The organism is Halomonas sp. M1 (genome assembly GCF_029581375.1).
Lineage (GTDB): Bacteria > Pseudomonadota > Gammaproteobacteria > Pseudomonadales > Halomonadaceae > Vreelandella.
In genome coordinates this window covers 3,191,596-3,209,964 of sequence record NZ_CP121119.1, presented here as the reverse complement: position 1 = coordinate 3,209,964, position 18,369 = coordinate 3,191,596, and the positions used below count along the sequence as shown (strand labels likewise).

Genomic DNA, 18,369 nt, shown 5'->3' with positions numbered 1-18,369 from the left:
AATGTCAGTTCCCAATGTAGTTAGCTGCGTCGTGGGTCAACGTTGGACGGCCCACGATCGCGCGGGACGTAAAGTCGCCACAGTTGATCCCCTAAGCTACGAGATGCTGTTTGAGCACGATGCCCTGCTAGGCCAGCCGGTGAGTATCGAAGGCCCCGAGAATCAGCGCTGGCAGATCACACGTAACGACCTCGGCCACCCGCTGGAGGTCACTGGGCCGGAAGGCACCACCACCTTCGCCTATGACAATGCCGACATGCCCAACCGCCCTACCACTATCACCGATGCGATGGGTGCTACCCACCAGCGGGAGTGGAACGCCCTGGGTCAAGCCACCGCCCAGATCGACTGTTCACAGCAGCGCACAACTTATAGTTACGACCGCCACGGCTATCTGGCCAGCGTCACCAACGCCCTAGGGGAAACCACCCGCACCCAGCACGACGAGATGGGTCGCCGCATCGCCACCCAGCTCCCCGACGGGCTCTACTGGCACCACCATGTGGATGCCCTTGGGCGTTTGGTAGAGCTGGAAGGCCCCCAAGGGTTTCGGCAGCAGTTCTTCTTTGATGACCACGGCCGCCCGGTACAGCGCATCGAGGCCGACGGCAGCCAGCAGTTTACCGCTTACGATGACATTGGTCGCCTTAGCGAGCTGACTCTGGGCAACGGCGCGGTGTATCGCTTTGCTTATGACGACATGGATCGCTTAGCCCGCGAGACCGGCCCCGATGGCCGGGAGCAGCAGTACCGCTACGATGACGCCGGGCGACTGATCGAACGTATCGAAGCCAACCGCCCTGGCCCCGACGGCCAGCCGCTGGTCACCCGTTACGACTATGACGAAGTCGGCCGCCTCACCGCCCGACACCTGCCTGCCACCGAACAAGCCCCGGCCAGCACGGAGCAGTACCAGTGGGGTGCCAATGGGCAACTCATTAGCGTCACCAACGATCATGGCGAGGTGGCCTTTAGCTACGACCACGCCCAGCGGTTAATTGGCGAACAGCAGCAACATACCGGATTAGAAGGCGGCAACGGTTGGAGCTGGCAGCACCAGCATAGCCTCACCGCCACCGGTGCGCCCCAGGCCAGCCAGTTCGGCGACCTACCGGCGCTCAACTGGCACACCTACGGCAGCGGCCACCTGCACGGTATGAGCGCCCCCGGCCTGGATCTGGAAATCGCCCTGGAACCCGATGCCCTGCACCGGGAGACTCAGCGCCGTCTTAGCACCAGTGCCAATGAACATAACCAACCATTAATGTTGGAGCGGGGTTACACCAACCTCGGCCAGTTGGATCACCTAACGCTGCGCAGCCCGGACACCACCAGCCAGCAGAGTTATCAATACGATGCCCTGGGCCGGATGAGCTTCCGCAGCCTGCAAGGTGATCCCGCAGAAAAAGTGATCGCTTACAGTTACGACGCCGCTGGGCGTTTGATCGGTAGCCAGCACGGCGATAATGCCCACCGCTACAACGTAGATGCGGCAGGTAATCGGTTAGCGGCACCATCAACAGAGAGTCCAACGCCGAACACCACCAACCAGCTGGCTCAACTCAACGGGGCACGCTATCGCTATGACGGCGCTGGCAACCTGATCGAACGCCAACAGCCTAACGGCGAACGCCTAACGCTTGGTTACGACGGCGCCAACCGCTTAGTGCACCTGATCCACGCCAGCGAATTAGGCTACACCCGCGAAGCCACCTACCGTTACGACGGCCTAGGAAGACGCATCAGCAAAACCGTGCGCCACACCAATGGCACCACCGCCACCACCCATTACGGTTGGGACGGTGATCGTATTGTCAGGGAAGAAACCGAGAACCAGCGCACTACCGTGGTGTATGAGCCTGGGAGTTTTGTGCCCATGCTGCGCATCGACGATACCCAGCAAGGCCCATTAGTCAGCGCTTATATCACCGATGCATTGGGCTCCCCCATGCAACTGGTCACCCCCAGTGGCCAACCCCGCTGGCTCGCCGAACCTGATGATTGGGCTGCCGTCAAAAACCAACGCGCCGTGCGCAACGTCACCCAACCGATCCGGTTCCAGGGGCAATGGCACGATGAAGAATCGGGGCTTTACTACAACCGCCACCGGTACTATGACCCCGAACAGGGCCGTTACATCAGCCAAGACCCCATCGGCCTCAATGGTGGTACGAACCTGTATGGCTACGTGACCAACCCAATAGGCATGATGGATCCGCTGGGGCTGTTTCAATCAGCCATGGGCAGTATCGGTGCAGCGTATGGCTCACAAGCGTTAGCACACGCTGCACCAGCTCCTTTGCCAGATCAAGGCGGCCAAGTACTAACAGGTGGAGATTACAATCCAGGGATCATTGCTTCGATTTTCCCAACAAGAATGTCGGCACTTGCTAAAGATGCAAATCATGGAAGAGCGCTGAGATATCAGGGGGCGACACGTAGTGATATCACACTTCCTGCGGCATCAGGCGCCTTAGGAGCCCCAATGGTAGGTGCAGCTGCACCCGGTGCAGCAAAAATCGCGGCAGGAGCCAGTAGCGCTTTAGCAGCAAGTGCAAATCAGCTTAGCCTGCGTGCTATGTGCAGTGTGGCGACTGTATCGCCGGGTGCGGCTGTCGGAATAGCGAATCCAGGCGTACAAGGCGCGGCTTTAGACTTCATTGATAGCGCGGTGGGAGGAACTAGCCCTACGCCGGACTTTTATGGGGCTGGCGGTTTTTTAATAGACTTCATCACAAGCCCCAAAGAGGCTTTGAGATGAAAAAATATCAAGAAAAACTACTAAGAAAGGCTAAAAAAATTAATTTTGGCTTTTTGCTCCTTGGAGTACTGTCAATAGCTGCTGGTATAAATGTTTTTTTCACAGGAGAAATAGGGAGGGGAGGGGTATTAAATGATGAAAATCTAAGAAAAATTTACTCCATTTTGTTAGTAGCTTTAGGGATTGCAACTCTGACTTTTCTTACAAAAAAAAAGGATCAGTAATAAAAAGTTAATCACATGCCTGCGTTAAACATACTTGGCCGGGAGAAGCGCTACCACTTTGTGGGCAGCGGCCCCGGCCGCCGCTGGACGGCCCACACCCGCGCCGACGGCTCGCGGATCGAGTTCCGCTACGACCGTGCGGGTCTCAAGATAGCGACGGTGGATCCGTTGGGTCATGAGACATTGATCGAACGGGATGACTACGGCCAGGTAATCGCCCAGACCGGCCCGGACGGCACACGCTGGGCCATTGAGCGGGATGCGCTCGGGCAGCCGATCAGTATCGAAGGCCCCGAGGAGCAGCGCTGGCAGATTCAGCGTAATGAGCTCGGCCACCCACTAGAAGTTACCGGGCCGGAAGGCACCACCGCCTTCGCCTATGACAATGCCGACCTGCCCAACCGCCCTACCACCGTCACCGATGCAGGCGGGGCCACCCATCAGCGCGAGTGGAACGCCCTGGGCCAGGTCACGGCCCAGATCGACTGCTCCCAGCAGCGTACCGAGTACGCCTACGACCGAAACGGCTATCTGGCCAGCGTGACCAATGCCCTGAACGAGACCACCCGCACCCAGCACGACAAGATGGGGCGCCGCATCGCCACCCAGCTCCCCGACGGGCTCTACTGGCACCACCATGTGGATGCCCTTGGGCGTTTGGTAGAGCTGGAAGGCCCCCAAGGGTTTAGGCAACAGTTCTTCTTTGATGATCACGGCCGCCCGGTGCAGCGCATCGAGGCCGACGGCAGCCAGCAGTTTACCGCGTACGATGACATTGGCCGCCTTAGCGAGCTGACCCTGGGCAACGGCGCGGTGTATCGTTTTGCTTATGACGACATGGATCGCTTAGCCAGCGAGACCGGCCCCGATGGCCGGGAGCAGCAGTACCGCTACGATGACGCCGGGCGCTTGATCGAACGCATTGAGACCAACCGAACAGGCCCCGACGGCCAGCCGCTGGTCACCCGTTACGACTATGACGAAGCCGGTCGCCTCACCGCCCGACACCTGCCTGCCACCGAACAAGCCCCGGCCAGCACGGAGCAGTACCAGTGGGGTGCCAATGGGCAACTCATTAGCGTCACCAACGATCATGGCGAGGTGGCCTTTAGCTACGACCACGCCCAACGCTTAATCGGCGAACAGCAGCAACATACCGGATTAGAAGGCGGCAACGGTTGGAGCTGGCAGCACCAGCACAGCCTCACCGCCACCGGTGCGCCCCAGGCCAGCCAGTTCGGCGACCTACCGGCGCTCAACTGGCACACCTACGGCAGCGGCCACCTGCACGGTATGAGCGCCCCCGGCCTGGATCTGGAAATCGCCCTGGAACCCGATGCCCTGCACCGGGAGACTCAGCGCCGTCTTAGCACCAGTGCCAATGAACATAACCAACCATTAATGTTGGAGCGGGGTTACACCAACCTCGGCCAGTTGGATCACCTAACGCTGCGCAGCCCGGACACCACCAGCCAGCAGAGTTATCAATACGATGCCCTGGGCCGGATGAGCTTCCGCAGCCTGCAAGGTGATCCCGCAGAAAAAGTGATCGCTTACAGTTACGACGCCGCCGGTCGCTTAATCGGCAGCCAGCACGGCGATAATGCCCACCGCTACAACGTGGATGCGGCAGGTAATCGGTTAGCGGCACCATCAACAGAGAACCCAACGCCGAACACCACCAACCAGCTGGCTCAACTCAACGGCACCCGCTATCGTTACGACGGCGCTGGCAACCTGATCGAACGCCAACAGCCCAACGGCGAACGCCTAACGCTTGGTTACGACGGCGCCAACCGCTTAGTGCACCTGATCCACGCCAGCGAATTAGGCTACACCCGCGAAGCCACCTACCGCTACGACGGCCTGGGAAGGCGCATCAGTAAAACCGTACGCCACACCAACGGCACCACCGCCACCACCCACTACGGCTGGGACGGTGATCGCATCGTGCGGGAAGAAACCGAGAATCAGCGCACTACTGTAGTGTATGAGCCTGAGAGTTTTGTGCCCATGCTGAGGATCGATGATACTCAACAGGGCCAATTAGTCAGCGCCTATATCACCGACGCTCTCGGCACACCAATGCAAATGGTCACCCCCAACGGCCAACCCCGCTGGCTCGCCGAACCCGACGACTGGGCGGCCGTCAAAAACCAACGCGCCGTGCGCAACGTCACCCAACCGATCCGGTTCCAGGGTCAGTGGCACGATGAAGAGAGCGGGCTTTACTACAATCGCCACCGTTATTATGACCCGCAGCAGGGGCGGTATATTAGTCAGGATCCGATTGGGCTCAATGGTGGTACGAATCTATATGGTTACGTGGTGAATCCTACCGACATGGTGGATCCGTTGGGGTTGTTTGATCGCCCAGGGGATATTGATCAATCTCGTCGCCGAGGGCGTCGCCCAGGCGATCAATCTAGTCGGCCAAGAGGACGTACCGGCAATCCCTACTCTCGCTTTCCACCTGCACCTAGATCAAATTTAGAAAAGATGGGGAACTGGGGATTAAATAAGGCCTGGGACAAAGTTACTAGTGGGCTTTCCAAGATCGATACTGCTACTGGGGCGGTGTTAAAAGCCCACCCGGTCAAAGTTTTACTCGGTGGCCTACTCACGCCCAGCGAAATAAGTGTTAAGCAATCCAGATATTATGACCTAGATGATGATGGTCTTTCGGATAGACACTTTGAAGCTGGGATGTGTGTTCCGGGAGAAAATTAAATGCCTAAGAGAAAAACCCTTTATAGCTGGGAAAGTAGATGGGCAGGAGTATTGGTGATGCTACCAGCCCATATTATTCACTTGCTTTGCTTGATGAGGTCTTCTGGCTTTCTTCAAGTGATTCTTTTTATAATGCTTTTTTTTTCTTTCTCTCCATTTTATAGAGTTTTCTTTATAGCTAGGCCATCATTTATTAAATCCATCCCTAGGATGGGCGTTGTAGTACTTATCTGGCTATTACTGCCGGCCTTATTTTTTTATGCCTATTGATAGGCTGAAAATGTGGCAATAAAGAACGCAACATGGATGTTACACCTATTCACCACCCGCCAAAGAAGGCATGTTCTGTTTTCCTTGGCGGTAGCGTGCCAGTAAGCACCTTTCAGCATGACTCACATTAAACTTCGGCGCATCGTCAGCAATGGCCACCTGCACGGCCTAAGAGCCACCGGCCTGGATCTTGAGATCGCCCTGGAACCCGATGCCCTGCACCGGGAGACCCAGCGCCGCCTCAGCACCAGTGCCAATGCACACAATCAGCCGCTGGTGCTAGAGCGAGGATATACCAACCTCGGCCAGCTGGATCACCTCACCCTACGCAGCCCGGACACCACCAGCCAGCAGAGTTATCAATACGACGCCCTGGGGCGGATGAGCTTCCGCAGCCTGGAAGGTGATCCAGCTTCTAAGGTGATTGCTTACAGTTATGACGCAGCCGGGCGTTTGATTGGCAGCCAGCACGGCGACCACGCCCACCGCTACTCGGTGGACGCGGCGGGTAATCGGTTAGAGTCTCAAGACAATCAGCAGGCGCTACCTGACAACCGCCTCACTCAGCTTAACGGCGCCCGTTACCGCTACGACGGCGCCGGTAACCTGATCGAACGCCAACAGCCCAACGGCGAACGCTTAACCCTAGGCTACGACGGTGCTAACCGCTTGGTACATCTCACGCATGACAGCGAGCTGGGTTACACCCGCGAAGCCACCTACCGCTACGACGGCCTGGGAAGACGCATCAGCAAAACCGTGCGCCACACCAACGGCACCACGGCCACCACCCATTACGGCTGGGACGGTGATCGCATCGTACGGGAAGAAACCGAGAAACAGCGCACTACCGTGGTGTATGAGCCTGGGAGTTTTGTGCCCATGCTGCGCATCGACGATACCCAGCAAGGCCCATTAGTCAGCGCTTATATCACCGATGCATTGGGCTCCCCCATGCAACTGGTCACCCCCAGTGGCCAACCCCGCTGGCTCGCCGAACCTGATGATTGGGCTGCCGTCAAAAACCAACGCGCCGTGCGCAACGTCACCCAACCGATCCGGTTCCAGGGGCAATGGCACGACGAAGAGAGTGGGCTTTACTACAATCGCCATCGGTACTACGACCCGCAGCAGGGGCGGTATATTAGTCAGGATCCGATTGGGCTCAATGGCGGCACGAACTTATATGGCTATGTGACTAATCCGACGGGGATGGTGGATCCGCTGGGGTTGAGTGGTCTTGCTGGTAGTAGGCCAGACTCTAGAGCCCTAATGGGGATGGGGGGTAGCCGCGCTTCTTCCATGAATAATGGGATTATAGAGACATGTATTAGCGATGTTGAAGACTGGATGAAGGTGCCTGATTACTCAGGGGCCGTAAATGCGAGAAACTCCGTCATGGCGGTGTTGAGCAAAAAACCTGGCGTTGGATTTTTTGCGCAATTCTTGGAGGCTGCGACGATACATGGCGTTTGTGCGCATCAGAATAATGATGGAAGCCGCCTAAATCGAGATACTGGCGAACTAATCCCCAATTTTGAAATATGGCCAGGGCCAGTACCCGAAGATGCCCACTTTGATCACCAGATAGGGGTTCCTGGTAATCCACGGTCGGCGGTAAGGAAAGTCTTAAAAGATGGGGGCGCAGAAGCTTCAAAAGACAATGGTCTAGATGTCAATCCCTATAAATACACAAGGTAAATGGTGACGTAAATGAACTTATTTAAAGTAATTATATCGGTAGTAACTCTGACTTTTATGCTAGCAACACTAAGTACAATGGCTAGCTCTGTAGAAGAAGGAAGGGAAGCACTTCAAAATGAAGATTATGTTCTTGCGCTTGAGCACTTTAAGCCGTTGGCTGAGGAGGGTAATTCAGATGCGCAAGCCTTCTTAGGCGGGATGTATTTGGTAGGTGAAGGTGTTGACCAAGATTTCGAGAAAGCCGCTAGTTGGCTAAAGTTAGCTGCAGGCCAAGGGGATGCAATAGCCCAAAATAATTTAGGCTGGCTGTATCAAAATGGGAGTGGTGTATCGCGAAATTATCAAGAAGCAATGAAATGGTACCGCCAAGCAGCAGAACAAGGGGTAGACGGCTCTCAGGAAAATCTAGCGCTAATTTATTATTACGGCAGGGGAGTAAAACGCGACTATTCGGAAGCGGCTAGGTGGTTTGAATTAGCCGCAGAACAAGGGCTACCAAAATCCCAAGGCTATCTCGGCGATATGTATTACTTCGGAAATGGTGTATCCGTAGATCATGAAAGGTCTGCACAGCTATTCCGTTTGTCTGCAGAACAAGGAGACCCATCTTCCCAATACCAGTTGGGCGTGCTCTATTTACATGGTGAAGGAGTTGCCCAAGACGATACTATGGCCGCCGAATGGTTTCACAAAGCTGCTGAGCAAGGCCATGAACTTGCTCAGTATAACTTAGGTGCTATGTATGAAAATGGCTGGGGAGTTGAGCAAGACCATACCAAATCTGTTCATTGGTACCAAAAAGCCGCTGAACAGGGCGTAGAAGAAGCTAAGGATGTATTAGATGAGTTTGCTGCTCAAGGTATTGATGAGTCGATGGATAACTAAGGGAAGGGTGGTCAATATTCGGTAAACTCAGTCCCGAAGGCTGCGTGATCGGTCATCAGGAAGCCGCTGGGCGATTGAGCGCGATGCCCTGGGGCGTCCCGTACGCATCGAGGGCCCGGCGGCCAACACTGGCAGATCACCCGCAACGAACGCGGCCATCCGGTAACAGTGACGGGGCCGGAAGGCACCACCGCCTTGGCCTATGACAATGCCGACCTGCCCAACCGCCCTACCACCGTCACCGATGCGGTGGGTGCTACCCACCAGCGGGAGTGGAACGCCCTGGGGCAGGTTACCGCCCAGATCGACTGTTCACAGCAGCGCACAACTTATAGCTACGACCGCCACAGCTACCTGGCCAGCGTCACCAACGCCCTAGGGGAAACCACCCGCACCCAGCACGACGAGCTGGGTCGCCGCATCGCCACCCAGCTCCCCGACGGGCTCTACTGGCACCACCATGTGGATGCCCTTGGGCGGCTGGTAGAACTGGAAGGCCCCCAAGGGTTTAGGCAGCAGTTCTTCTTTGATAACCACGGCCGCCCGGTACAGCGCATCGAAGCCGACGGCAGCCAGCAGTTTACCGCCTACGACGACATTGGCCGCTTGAGCGAGCTGACTCTGGGCAACAGCGCGGTCTACCGCTTTGCTTATGACGAGATGGATCGCCTCGCCCGCGAGACCGGCCCCGATGGCCGCGAGCAGCAGTACCGCTACGATGACGCCGGACGACTGATCGAACGCATCGAAGCCAACCGCACAGGCCCCGACGGCCAGCCGCTTATCACCCGTTACGACTATGACGAAGCCGGTCGCCTCACCGCCCGATACCTGCCCGCCACCGAACACGCCCCGGCCAGCACGGAGCAGTACCAGTGGGGCAGCAATGGGCAACTCATTAGCGTCACCAACGATAATGGTGACGTCACATTCCGCTACGACGACGCCCAGCGGTTAATCGGCGAACAGCAGCAACATGCCGGATTAGAAGGCGGCAACAGTTGGAGCTGGCAACACCAGCATCGCCTCACCGCCACCGGCGCGCCCCAGGCCAGCCAGTTTGGGGCCTCCCCACGCTTAACTGGCACACCTACGGCAGCGGCCACCTGCACGGCCTAAGTGCCCCCGGCCTGGATTTGGAAATTGCCCTGGAACCCGATGCCCTGCACCGGGAGACCCAGCGCCGACTTAGCACCAACGCCAATGCGCACAATCAACCGCTGGTGCTGGAGCGAGGATATACCAACCTAGGTCAGTTGGATCACCTCACCCTACGCAGCCCGGACACCACCAGCCAGCAGAGCTATCAATACGATGCCCTGGGCCGGATGCACTTCCGTAGCCTGCAAGGTGATCCCGCCTCCAAGGTGATCGCTTACAGTTACGACGCCGCTGGGCGTTTGATCGGTAGCCAGCACGGCGATAATGCCCACCGCTACAACGTAGATGCGGCAGGTAATCGGTTAGCGGCACCATCAACAGAGAGTCCAACGCCGAACACCACCAACCAGCTGGCTCAACTCAACGGGGCACGCTATCGCTATGACGGCGCTGGCAACCTGATCGAACGCCAACAGCCTAACGGCGAACGCTTAACCCTGGGCTACGATGGCGCCAATCGCTTAGTACACCTGATTCACGCAAGCGAGTTAGGCTACACCCGCGAAGCCACCTACCGCTACGACGGTCTGGGAAGACGCATCAGTAAAACCGTGCGCCATCCCGACGGCACCACCGCCACCACCCACTACGGTTGGGACGGTGACCGCATCGTACGGGAAGAGAGCGACCAGCAGCGCACCACCGTGGTGTATGAGCCGGGTAGTTTTGTGCCCATGCTGAGAATCGACGACACTCAACAGGGTCAATTGATGCCCTGGGCACGCCGATGCAGTTGGTCACCCCCAACGGCCAACCCCGCTGGCTCGCCGAGCCCGACGACTGGGCAGCGGTCAAAAACCAGCGCGCCGTGCGCAACGTCACCCAACCGATCCGCTTCCAAGGCCAATGGCACGATGAAGAGAGCGGGCTCTATTACAACCGCCATCGGTACTACGACCCAAAACAGGGGCGGTATATTAGTCAGGATCCGATTAGTCTTAACGGCGGCACTAACCTGTATGGCTATGTGACGAATCCGACGGGGATGGTGGATCCGCTGGGGTTGTTTGATCGCCCAGGGGATATTGATCAATCTGGACGCCGTGGGCGTGTTGGCAACCCTTATTCTCGCTATCCGGCTGCGCCCAGATCAACGTTAGAAAAGACCGGAAACACTGGGCTGAGTAAAGTATGGGGAAAAGTTACTGGTGTTTTTTCCAAGATTGATCCTGCTACTGCCAGGGTTATACCTAACCCGAAAGGGGCGTGGGGTTTGCTTTTCCATTGGGAGGGAATGGCTGAGTGCCAAAGCCTGTATTGTGATTTAGACGGTGACGGCTTGTCTGATAGTCACTATGGAATCGGCATATGCAGACCGGGGAGCAACTGATGAAAAGCCACAAACAGAACATAGTCTTCTGGAAAAGCCGTAATATCGAAGGGTTAGCAATACTCCCATCTTATATAGTTATCACCTTCTCGATAGGCATGTTTGGCCCTTCCTCTCCACTGGCTTGGATTATTCTGTTCATGCTAGGCCTTTGGTTAACGTCCTTATTTTATAGCTTCTTTGTTATCACGAGGGTTGGCATGCTGAAAAGATTCACTAGAATGTCGATATGTCTCGTGATTTTTTTAGGGCAGATTGCTGGAATATCGATTGCTTATTTACTGGCCTAATAAAGAAGCCTCAGATTCTCGCAGTCAACCAATAACAACAACATGGACATTTCCCAAACTCCCGCCAAGAAGCGACGTCACCCGCTGACATTATGCACACCGGATGTGTTAACCACACCAAAATCAACTAGCGCCCACATTTGAAATGGGCTCCAAGCACCCTATGTGCTCCACATCCAACTCGGGATGGCTATGCTAATAAGGTGGCTGCTACGCGTAGCCCGAAAAACAACCACAACAATCTTCAAGAAAAGGAAAGCGCATGCAACGCAAGCAACCCTATGCACTGGCCACATTTGCCTCGTTAACCGGTCTTGGCCTGCTGCTAGCCACGCCCTTATGGGCTTGGGATGGCGTAGTCGAAAAGCAAACCTTCGAGATGGAGAGCTTCACCACGCAAGGCGGCGAGACAATCCCCAACGTGACGATAGGCTGGGAAGCTTATGGCGAGCTTAATGAGGCGCGCGATAACGCTATTCTGATTACCCACTTTTTTTCCGGCACCAGCCATGCTGCAGGCCGCTATGACGCCGATGGCGAGCCGACCGGCTACTGGGATGCGATCATTGGCCCCGGCAAACCTTTGGATACCGATGAGTACTACATTATCTCCTCGGATACGCTGGTAAACCTGAATGCCAATGACCCCAATGTCACCACCACAGGCCCCGCTTCAATTAACCCAGACACCGACGAGCCCTGGGGAATGGATTTTCCCGTGGTGACGATTCGCGACTTTGTAGAAGTGCAGCGCGAGCTGTTAGAAAGCCAAGGCATTGAATCGCTACATGCCGTGATGGGCGCTTCCATGGGCGCTCTTCAAGCAATAGAGTGGGCCAGTGCTTACCCTGACAAGGTCGATAGGCTAATACCTGTTATCGGTGGCGGCGTTGCCGACCCATGGCTACTGGCAACGCTTAGCGCCTGGGCCGCGCCGATTCGACTGGATGCCAACTGGAACGAGGGTAACTACTACGACAGTGAACCACCCACCGATGGGCTGAAAGAAGCGCTTAAGCTCGTCACGCTCAACGCCAACCACTGGCAGTGGGCCAATGAAACCTTCAACCGCGACTGGGCCGACGAAGAGCGCGACCCCGCCCAGGATATCAACGCCCGCTACGCGATTGAGAAAACCCTGGATGACGTTGCTGCCGCTCGCGCAGAGCTTTCCGATGCCAATCACCTGCTGTATCTGGTGCGCGCCAACCAAACCTTTATGGCGGGCTACGGTGACTCGTTAGAGGAAGGGCTTGCCGCCATCAACGCCCCCACGCTAATGCTCTACAGTGAAAACGACCTTGTATTCGCCCCCGAAGGCGTGCGCCATACCGCCGAGTTAATTGAGGCAGGCGGCAACAAGGTGGCGCTTGAAACCCTGGAAGGCAACAGAGGTCACTTGGATGGTGTTCTATCCATCGAACAGGCTAGCGAAACACTGCGAGAGTTTTTGAGGTAAAGGCGTGAGCGCTGGCTCTTTGGGGCCAGCGCTTACACCGTGGCTCTATAAACCAGGCTCAGGCTCTATAAACCAACCTCACGCCCCCACAACCGCTGACTGATTTAGTAGACCAATCTCGGTATAGCCTAGTCTTTCTCTAATCACCATCCAGCACGTCGCAAGCCCAACAACAACGCCCACAGTCGGCCAATTCCCGCCGAGCCAGCAAATAGAAGGACGCCTATTAAGACAGAGGCACCACCCCGCCATCGTAAATAGGGATTAGCGCTTGGGCGCGATTGTGCAAAACTCTCGCCAATAGACACCGCGCCCATCGCCACAAAATAAATACCCATTAGTGCCGCACCTACTGCCAGCCATGCGGGTGTACTCACTAACACGCCTACAGTTTGCGGTACCAACCTCCTGCCCAGCTTCTCGCGCAATAAAATAAGGCAGAGACCTATCAGCGTATTACTGAAAAAGTGCACAGCATGAACCGTTAACACACTAGCGGGTATATCCTCCTGGCCAAACAACACCATTGTCAGCGATACCGCAAAGTCCGGTAAATGCCGTAAAACCATCCATAGCCCCAGCAGTGCAATGATACTGGTCACCAGCGGGGTTGCTTGCATCCTTGCCATACGGGCTCCTTAGTCATGTCTGTTACACGGCGTATCACCTCAATCGGCCCATTCCAGGTCTCCGGTAAACACGACCGTTAGCCAGCGGTGGGGCCCTTCATCGCCCACCAAGTCGCTCACCTCGTTACGCAGAGCATCCCACTCGCCAATGGTCCGCGCCGGTGCATCGCTGGGAACGATAAAATAAAGCTCAATTTCCCTGGAGCGGCCCACACGCGCAATGTAAGCACGATAGGTAGCGAAGCCATGTTTTTGGACAAATGCTTGTGCCACTTGGTCGACATGCTGCTTAAGTGCTGACGGAGTGACAAGGAAGATATCTGCCAAGGCTCGCCTGACAGTTGAGACCGGTAGCGGAATAATAATGAGGCACACAACCGCAAGCACCGCCGGGTCGATGTAGGGTGATATCCACTCCCATGGGGTTCCCTGGACGATATAGCCAAGGGAAAACGCCACCAGCAGCGCAGCAGTAATGCCCGCGGACATCACCCACCCTCTTACATCAAGGCGCACAAAATCTGAGCCTATCCGGCGGTTGGCTCGGGCTTCAACGGTGGCGATCACTATACATGCAATAAGCGTAATCACTGCGTAGACAATCGCCCACCCAAACTCAAGCTCGCGCCCGCCCTCCAGCAAGCTGCTGATGGCGTTAAACAATGCATAAATCGCAACGCCAATCAGCAGCGTACCGTTCACCCCCAACACCATGGGCTCAAGATGCCAAAAGCCCACTGAAAACCGCTCTCTAAGCTTGCGGGAAAGCCCTTTCGAGGCTGCGAAGGAGGTAATAAGGTTCACTACCAGTAACGAAAGCAGGCTCATGCTGGCATCCACCATCGCATAGATGCCATCGAACATAATCGAAAACGACCCCGATATCAGGCCAAAGCCAATTCCCAGTCCAGCAATCACCAGTGTCACCGCGATAGAGGTTCTAAGAACGCCACTCTCGTCGCTTAAATCAAAGAGACGTTTACTGCCCATAACTATTTTCATTCCTTTGCTTGGTTCTTTGACTCCACCCAATAACCTAAACGACCAGGCTCGCACTGCATTGCAGGAGTTTATGCGATAAAACGCTGGTTTAAGGTTAAAGCCAGCGCTTGGATAGGCCTCGCGCATTGCCCTTTATTTTCGCAACTCAGTGCTCCAGCGAACAGACCCTATAAAGCCGATAGCCTACTCTGAGTTGAGATGAGACAAAGGAGTAGCCTCCACAGGAAGTTATATCGTGCGCCACATGAAGGATGGCGCGCCTGCGACTTCAAATTTATTAAAAGGAGTATCTATTAATGACTAATATCGTCTATATCGTCGGTGCAATCGTAATCGTTGTTGCGATTCTTTCCTTTCTTGGCTTGCGCTAGCACCTCGCTAACACCTATTTGCTTTAGCGATCTACACCAGGGCCTGCGATGGTTAAACATTCGCAGGCCCTTTCTTTTTTGTCATATTGCCTAGCACCCGCCCTCACCTGTGGCCGCAGATAAACGGAGATGTTGCACCCATAGCTGGATGATGAGCCACTAGTGCTACCCCCCTTTCAGATCGAAGCCTATAGGGCGTTAGCGGCTGGCGTTCTCTTCAGCCACTTGGCGCAGCGCATCCACCAGTACGTCGGCGGGCTGGGCACCGGAAATCAGGTAGCGGCCATCGAGGATAAATGCGGGCACGGCGCTCACACCCGCGTCCATAAAGCGCTGCTCGGCTTCACGTACTTCATCCGTGTACTGATCAGAGCGGGCGATGGCTTCAGCAGTGTCGCCGTCCAACCCCACTTCAATGGCCTTCTCGCGAAGCACCGCTGGGTCGGCGGGGTTTTTCGCTTCACCGAAGTAGGCCTCAAATAGGGCCAGCTGAAGCGCCGTCTCTTGGTGTTGCGTTCCGGCCCATGCCAGCACGCAGTGGGCAGCGAAGGTATTGTTCGCCCGGCGCTCCAGCGCGCCATGGAAATTCAGTCCAAGCTCTTCGGCGGCGGCCATAATCTCGCGCTGAGACTGCTCCATGGTGGCCGCGTCTTTGCCGTACTTGCGGCACAAGTGCTCCAAAATCGGCTCGCCCTCAGGCGGCATATCGCGATTCAGCTCAAAGGGCTGCCAGACCAGCTCAACGTCGATCTCGCCATTGAGTATCTCTAACGCTTGCTCCAAGCGCCGGTAGCCAATGGCGCACCACGGGCAGGCCACATCGGATACTAGGTCGATTCTTACCTTTTGCATGGGGATTCTCCTTTTTGGGCTCGGTCACCAGGGCGAAATGACGATAGGCTCTGGCTTGTATCACGAAACACATCACCGCAACCAGCCCAGCAGCGATCACAAGCCTATGATCATTACTACCAGTAAAAGAGAGGAATCGTCTGGATTGAAGTGCGTCAGCATCAGGTTGAGCAGCTATACCGAATCGGCAAACGCGGCGCAATGACAGCTGACGATATTAACGTTTTGGTCGCTTGAATGCGCAGTACCATGCGCATATGCTATTTATACGCTTATGACCGTCACAGGGGGCTGCAATGGCCGCGCTATATGACACAACAGCACCGAAAAAAGCCGCTAATTTGTCAGTTAACAGCGACTTGCTTCAAAGATCTCGCGCGTTGAACATTAATCTCTCGGCCACACTAGAACGAGCATTGCGAGAAGAGTTGGCAAAATGCGAGGCTTCCCAGTGGGTTGAAGAAAATCGGGCGGCGATCACAAGCTACAACGAATTTGTCGAGCAGCATGGCTGCTTCGGTGACGAATTTCGGGAGTTTTGATGGCTCAGTTCGATGTTTACCCTAACCCCAGCAAGACCAGCAGAACGCACTATCCCTACTTGGTAGATATCCAAAGCAGCCTACTAACGGATCTAGCAACCCGCATCGTGATCCCACTGGGTCATCGAGCAGCTTTTGATGGCAACGCCATGCAGAACCTTACGCCGGAAATAACCTTCCATGACCAGGCACTATTGTTACTGACACCACAAATCTCATCAGTGCCAGAAAAACATCTGAGAAATCCCATCGGCACCCTTGAGCACTTTAGAAGCCAGATTATGGGTGCGCTTGATCTCGCCGTTACTGGAATTTGATGCTCAAAACAGTACTACACTCCTGGCGTATAGACCGAACCTAACAAAACTACTCGCCCGCCAGTTAAGGCTGTACTTAAACCACCGCTGCTTTAAGCGGCAACCAGCCTCTTTACCTTCAGCTCGTTGCGATGCTGTTCAGCATGCCAGAGTTCGTATTGGGACTGCTGGTTCAGCCAGCTTTCCGCAGAGGTATCAAACGCGATAGAAAGCCGTACCGCCATTTCAGGGCTAATACCGGCTTTGCCGTTCAGGACAGCACTAAGCGTTTTACGGCTTACGCCCAGCGCTTCCGCAGCGGCTGTCACACTAATGCCTAGGGGCTCCAAGCAAAGCTCGCGTAATACTTCTCCAGGATGGGGTGGATTGTGCATCAACATTGGCGCTACCTCAGTGATAATCTTCGTAATTCACTATCTCGGCATTAGTATGATACACATCAAAAAGAGTCGAGAAACTTGCTATGCCAGTTCAGAAAAGCGGCCCGCTTTATCCAGGGTGTATTCGCCAAAATCCCGCGCCAAATAAAGCGAGCCTGAATAGGCGTTCTCGGCTTCCTTGCGAATGTCTTCTATGGAAGGCGTTGCATGGGAGTTGAGCTGGTAGCGGGGGCTAAAATGCGTCAGCACCAGGTTGGGCAGCTGTACCAATTCGGCAAAATCGGCGACCAGCTTGGCGTAGCTATGCCCCACATCACCGGCCTTCTGGGCCATCTCTTCGGTGTAGGTGGCTTCATGAACCAACACCTGCGCCCCTTCGCACGCCTTAACCAACAAGTCAGGTTGGTCATTATCCCCGGCAATCACCACTTTCCTCGGCTTGTGCTTGAAGATTAAGAAGTCATGGCTTTTTAACTGCTCACCCGCAAACTCAACATCAACCCCTTGCTTCAACTGCCCCCACAAAGGCCCTCTCGGAATGCCCTTTTGCGCTAGTTTATCCACGTCCAAGGCAGCGTCGACCTTTGCCTCCGTAAACCCATAAGCATAGGAAGGCGCCCGGTGTGAAAGCCTGTGAGTGGTAACCGCAATGCTCTCAAACTCAACGCTGGGCAGCTCGTCCGAGTCGATAAACTCCAAAGTGAAGGGCAAACATAGCTGCGTGGCCTCACAGGTAGCTTCTAACCATGCCTTGATGCCTGCAGGTGCCACAATGGTAAGCGGCGCTTTTCGGCCACCCATTCCCGCACTCGCCAGTATGCCCGGCAGCCCATAGCAGTGGTCGCCGTGCACGTGGGTAATCAAGATGGCCTTCAAAGAATGAAACGACAGCTTTGTATGCAAGACCTGATGTTGGGTGCCCTCACCACAATCGATCAGGTACCAACCTTTCCCTTTGCTCTCTCGCAAGGCGATGCCGGAGACGTTTCTTTGCTTGGTGGGTACACCGGCGGAGGTGCCTAGGAACAGTAAATTCATATCTCTCTCATGATCTCCTATGCACTCAATTTGGGAATAAGACGGTGAATTGCCAGTTAGCTAAATTGGCATTCTATTAACCAAATAGTTAAGCGCGCCTACCTCTAACAATTCAGTGCGATAGACTCAATATGATCTTTATAACTCACCAGCGGTAACTAACTAGCTCTAAGAACAATAATAACGTAACTACATGCTATTAATTTTTCTTAAAAGCAGAGATCATGATTCATTAAAATAGTCACAAACATCTTTTCCACAAAATATTTAGACCATAACATTGCAAAATTTTTATGAGGAAAGCCCATCGGTTTACTACCATCATCTGCGCTTAAATATTCCTATTTTTACTTCAAATCAGTATATGCTGAATTTTTATATTTTGGCTAATTTTCACTGCAATATAAAAAATCAACAGCAGCAG

General features: G+C 55.0%; 15 protein-coding genes. 10 read left to right on the top strand and 5 right to left on the bottom strand.

Features of this window, described 5'->3' with window-relative positions; all coding sequences use genetic code 11:
- Position 1 precedes the first annotated feature (1 nt).
- The 8 genes from P8S54_RS14780 to P8S54_RS14745 all read left to right on the top strand — a co-directional run bounded on the left by P8S54_RS14780 (position 2) and on the right by P8S54_RS14745 (position 12,814).
- The gene (locus tag P8S54_RS14780; RefSeq protein WP_281442337.1) at positions 2–2,761 is read left to right on the top strand and encodes an RHS repeat-associated core domain-containing protein; all 2,760 of its coding nucleotides are present in this window, start codon (positions 2–4) and stop codon (positions 2,759–2,761) included.
- The gene (locus P8S54_RS14775) at positions 2,758–2,985 is read left to right on the top strand and encodes a hypothetical protein (protein ID WP_281442336.1); all 228 of its coding nucleotides are present in this window, start codon (positions 2,758–2,760) and stop codon (positions 2,983–2,985) included. Before P8S54_RS14780 ends, P8S54_RS14775 begins: the two co-directional genes overlap by 4 nt.
- 15 nt (positions 2,986–3,000) lie before the next feature.
- Positions 3,001–5,715 (top strand): RHS repeat-associated core domain-containing protein, encoded by a 2,715-nt coding sequence (locus P8S54_RS14770; protein ID WP_281442335.1) that lies wholly within the window; start codon positions 3,001–3,003, stop codon positions 5,713–5,715.
- Positions 5,716–6,102: 387 nt separating this feature from the next.
- On the top strand, positions 6,103–7,686 hold the full coding sequence (locus tag P8S54_RS14765) for an RHS repeat-associated core domain-containing protein (protein ID WP_281442334.1): 1,584 nt from the start codon (positions 6,103–6,105) through the stop codon (positions 7,684–7,686).
- 12 nt (positions 7,687–7,698) lie between these two features.
- Positions 7,699–8,574 carry a tetratricopeptide repeat protein gene (locus tag P8S54_RS14760; RefSeq protein ID WP_281442333.1) on the top strand — a complete coding sequence of 292 codons (876 nt, stop codon included), beginning with the start codon at positions 7,699–7,701 and terminating at the stop codon, positions 8,572–8,574.
- A gap of 168 nt (positions 8,575–8,742) precedes the next feature.
- Positions 8,743–9,693 (top strand): hypothetical protein, encoded by a 951-nt coding sequence (locus P8S54_RS14755; RefSeq protein WP_348651267.1) that lies wholly within the window; start codon positions 8,743–8,745, stop codon positions 9,691–9,693.
- Positions 9,576–10,706: an RHS repeat protein gene (locus tag P8S54_RS14750; protein WP_281442332.1), complete on the top strand. Its 1,131-nt coding sequence runs from the start codon at positions 9,576–9,578 to the stop codon at positions 10,704–10,706. The genes P8S54_RS14755 and P8S54_RS14750 overlap by 118 nt, the downstream gene beginning before the upstream one ends.
- Before the next feature lie 911 nt (positions 10,707–11,617).
- Positions 11,618–12,814 (top strand): homoserine O-acetyltransferase, encoded by a 1,197-nt coding sequence (locus P8S54_RS14745; protein ID WP_281442331.1) that lies wholly within the window; start codon positions 11,618–11,620, stop codon positions 12,812–12,814.
- Between the two features lie 143 nt (positions 12,815–12,957).
- On the opposite strand, the gene P8S54_RS14740 is transcribed toward P8S54_RS14745, so the two are convergent.
- From P8S54_RS14740 to P8S54_RS14730, 3 genes are all read right to left on the bottom strand, one after another.
- Positions 12,958–13,443: a hypothetical protein gene (locus tag P8S54_RS14740; RefSeq protein ID WP_281442330.1), complete on the bottom strand. Its 486-nt coding sequence runs from the start codon at positions 13,441–13,443 to the stop codon at positions 12,958–12,960.
- A 39-nt stretch (positions 13,444–13,482) separates the two neighbouring features.
- Positions 13,483–14,433 (bottom strand): cation transporter, encoded by a 951-nt coding sequence (locus P8S54_RS14735; protein WP_281442329.1) that lies wholly within the window; start codon positions 14,431–14,433, stop codon positions 13,483–13,485.
- 581 nt (positions 14,434–15,014) lie between these two features.
- Complete coding sequence (locus tag P8S54_RS14730) at positions 15,015–15,668, bottom strand: DsbA family oxidoreductase (RefSeq protein ID WP_281442328.1); 654 nt, start codon at positions 15,666–15,668, stop codon at positions 15,015–15,017.
- A gap of 296 nt (positions 15,669–15,964) precedes the next feature.
- Between P8S54_RS14730 and P8S54_RS14725 the strand changes: the two genes are divergently transcribed.
- A complete protein-coding gene (locus tag P8S54_RS14725; protein WP_281442327.1) occupies positions 15,965–16,210 on the top strand; it encodes a type II toxin-antitoxin system CcdA family antitoxin in 246 nt (81 codons plus the stop codon).
- Positions 16,210–16,527: a CcdB family protein gene (locus P8S54_RS14720; protein WP_281442326.1), complete on the top strand. Its 318-nt coding sequence runs from the start codon at positions 16,210–16,212 to the stop codon at positions 16,525–16,527. The genes P8S54_RS14725 and P8S54_RS14720 overlap by 1 nt, the downstream gene beginning before the upstream one ends.
- A 92-nt stretch (positions 16,528–16,619) precedes the next feature.
- Here the strand turns inward: P8S54_RS14720 and P8S54_RS14715 are convergent, their stop codons facing one another.
- Both P8S54_RS14715 and P8S54_RS14710 read right to left on the bottom strand, forming a co-directional pair.
- The gene (locus P8S54_RS14715) at positions 16,620–16,907 is read right to left on the bottom strand and encodes a HigA family addiction module antitoxin (protein ID WP_281442325.1); all 288 of its coding nucleotides are present in this window, start codon (positions 16,905–16,907) and stop codon (positions 16,620–16,622) included.
- A gap of 81 nt (positions 16,908–16,988) precedes the next feature.
- Complete coding sequence (locus P8S54_RS14710; RefSeq protein WP_281442324.1) at positions 16,989–17,945, bottom strand: ribonuclease Z; 957 nt, start codon at positions 17,943–17,945, stop codon at positions 16,989–16,991.
- Positions 17,946–18,369: the final 424 nt, after the last annotated feature.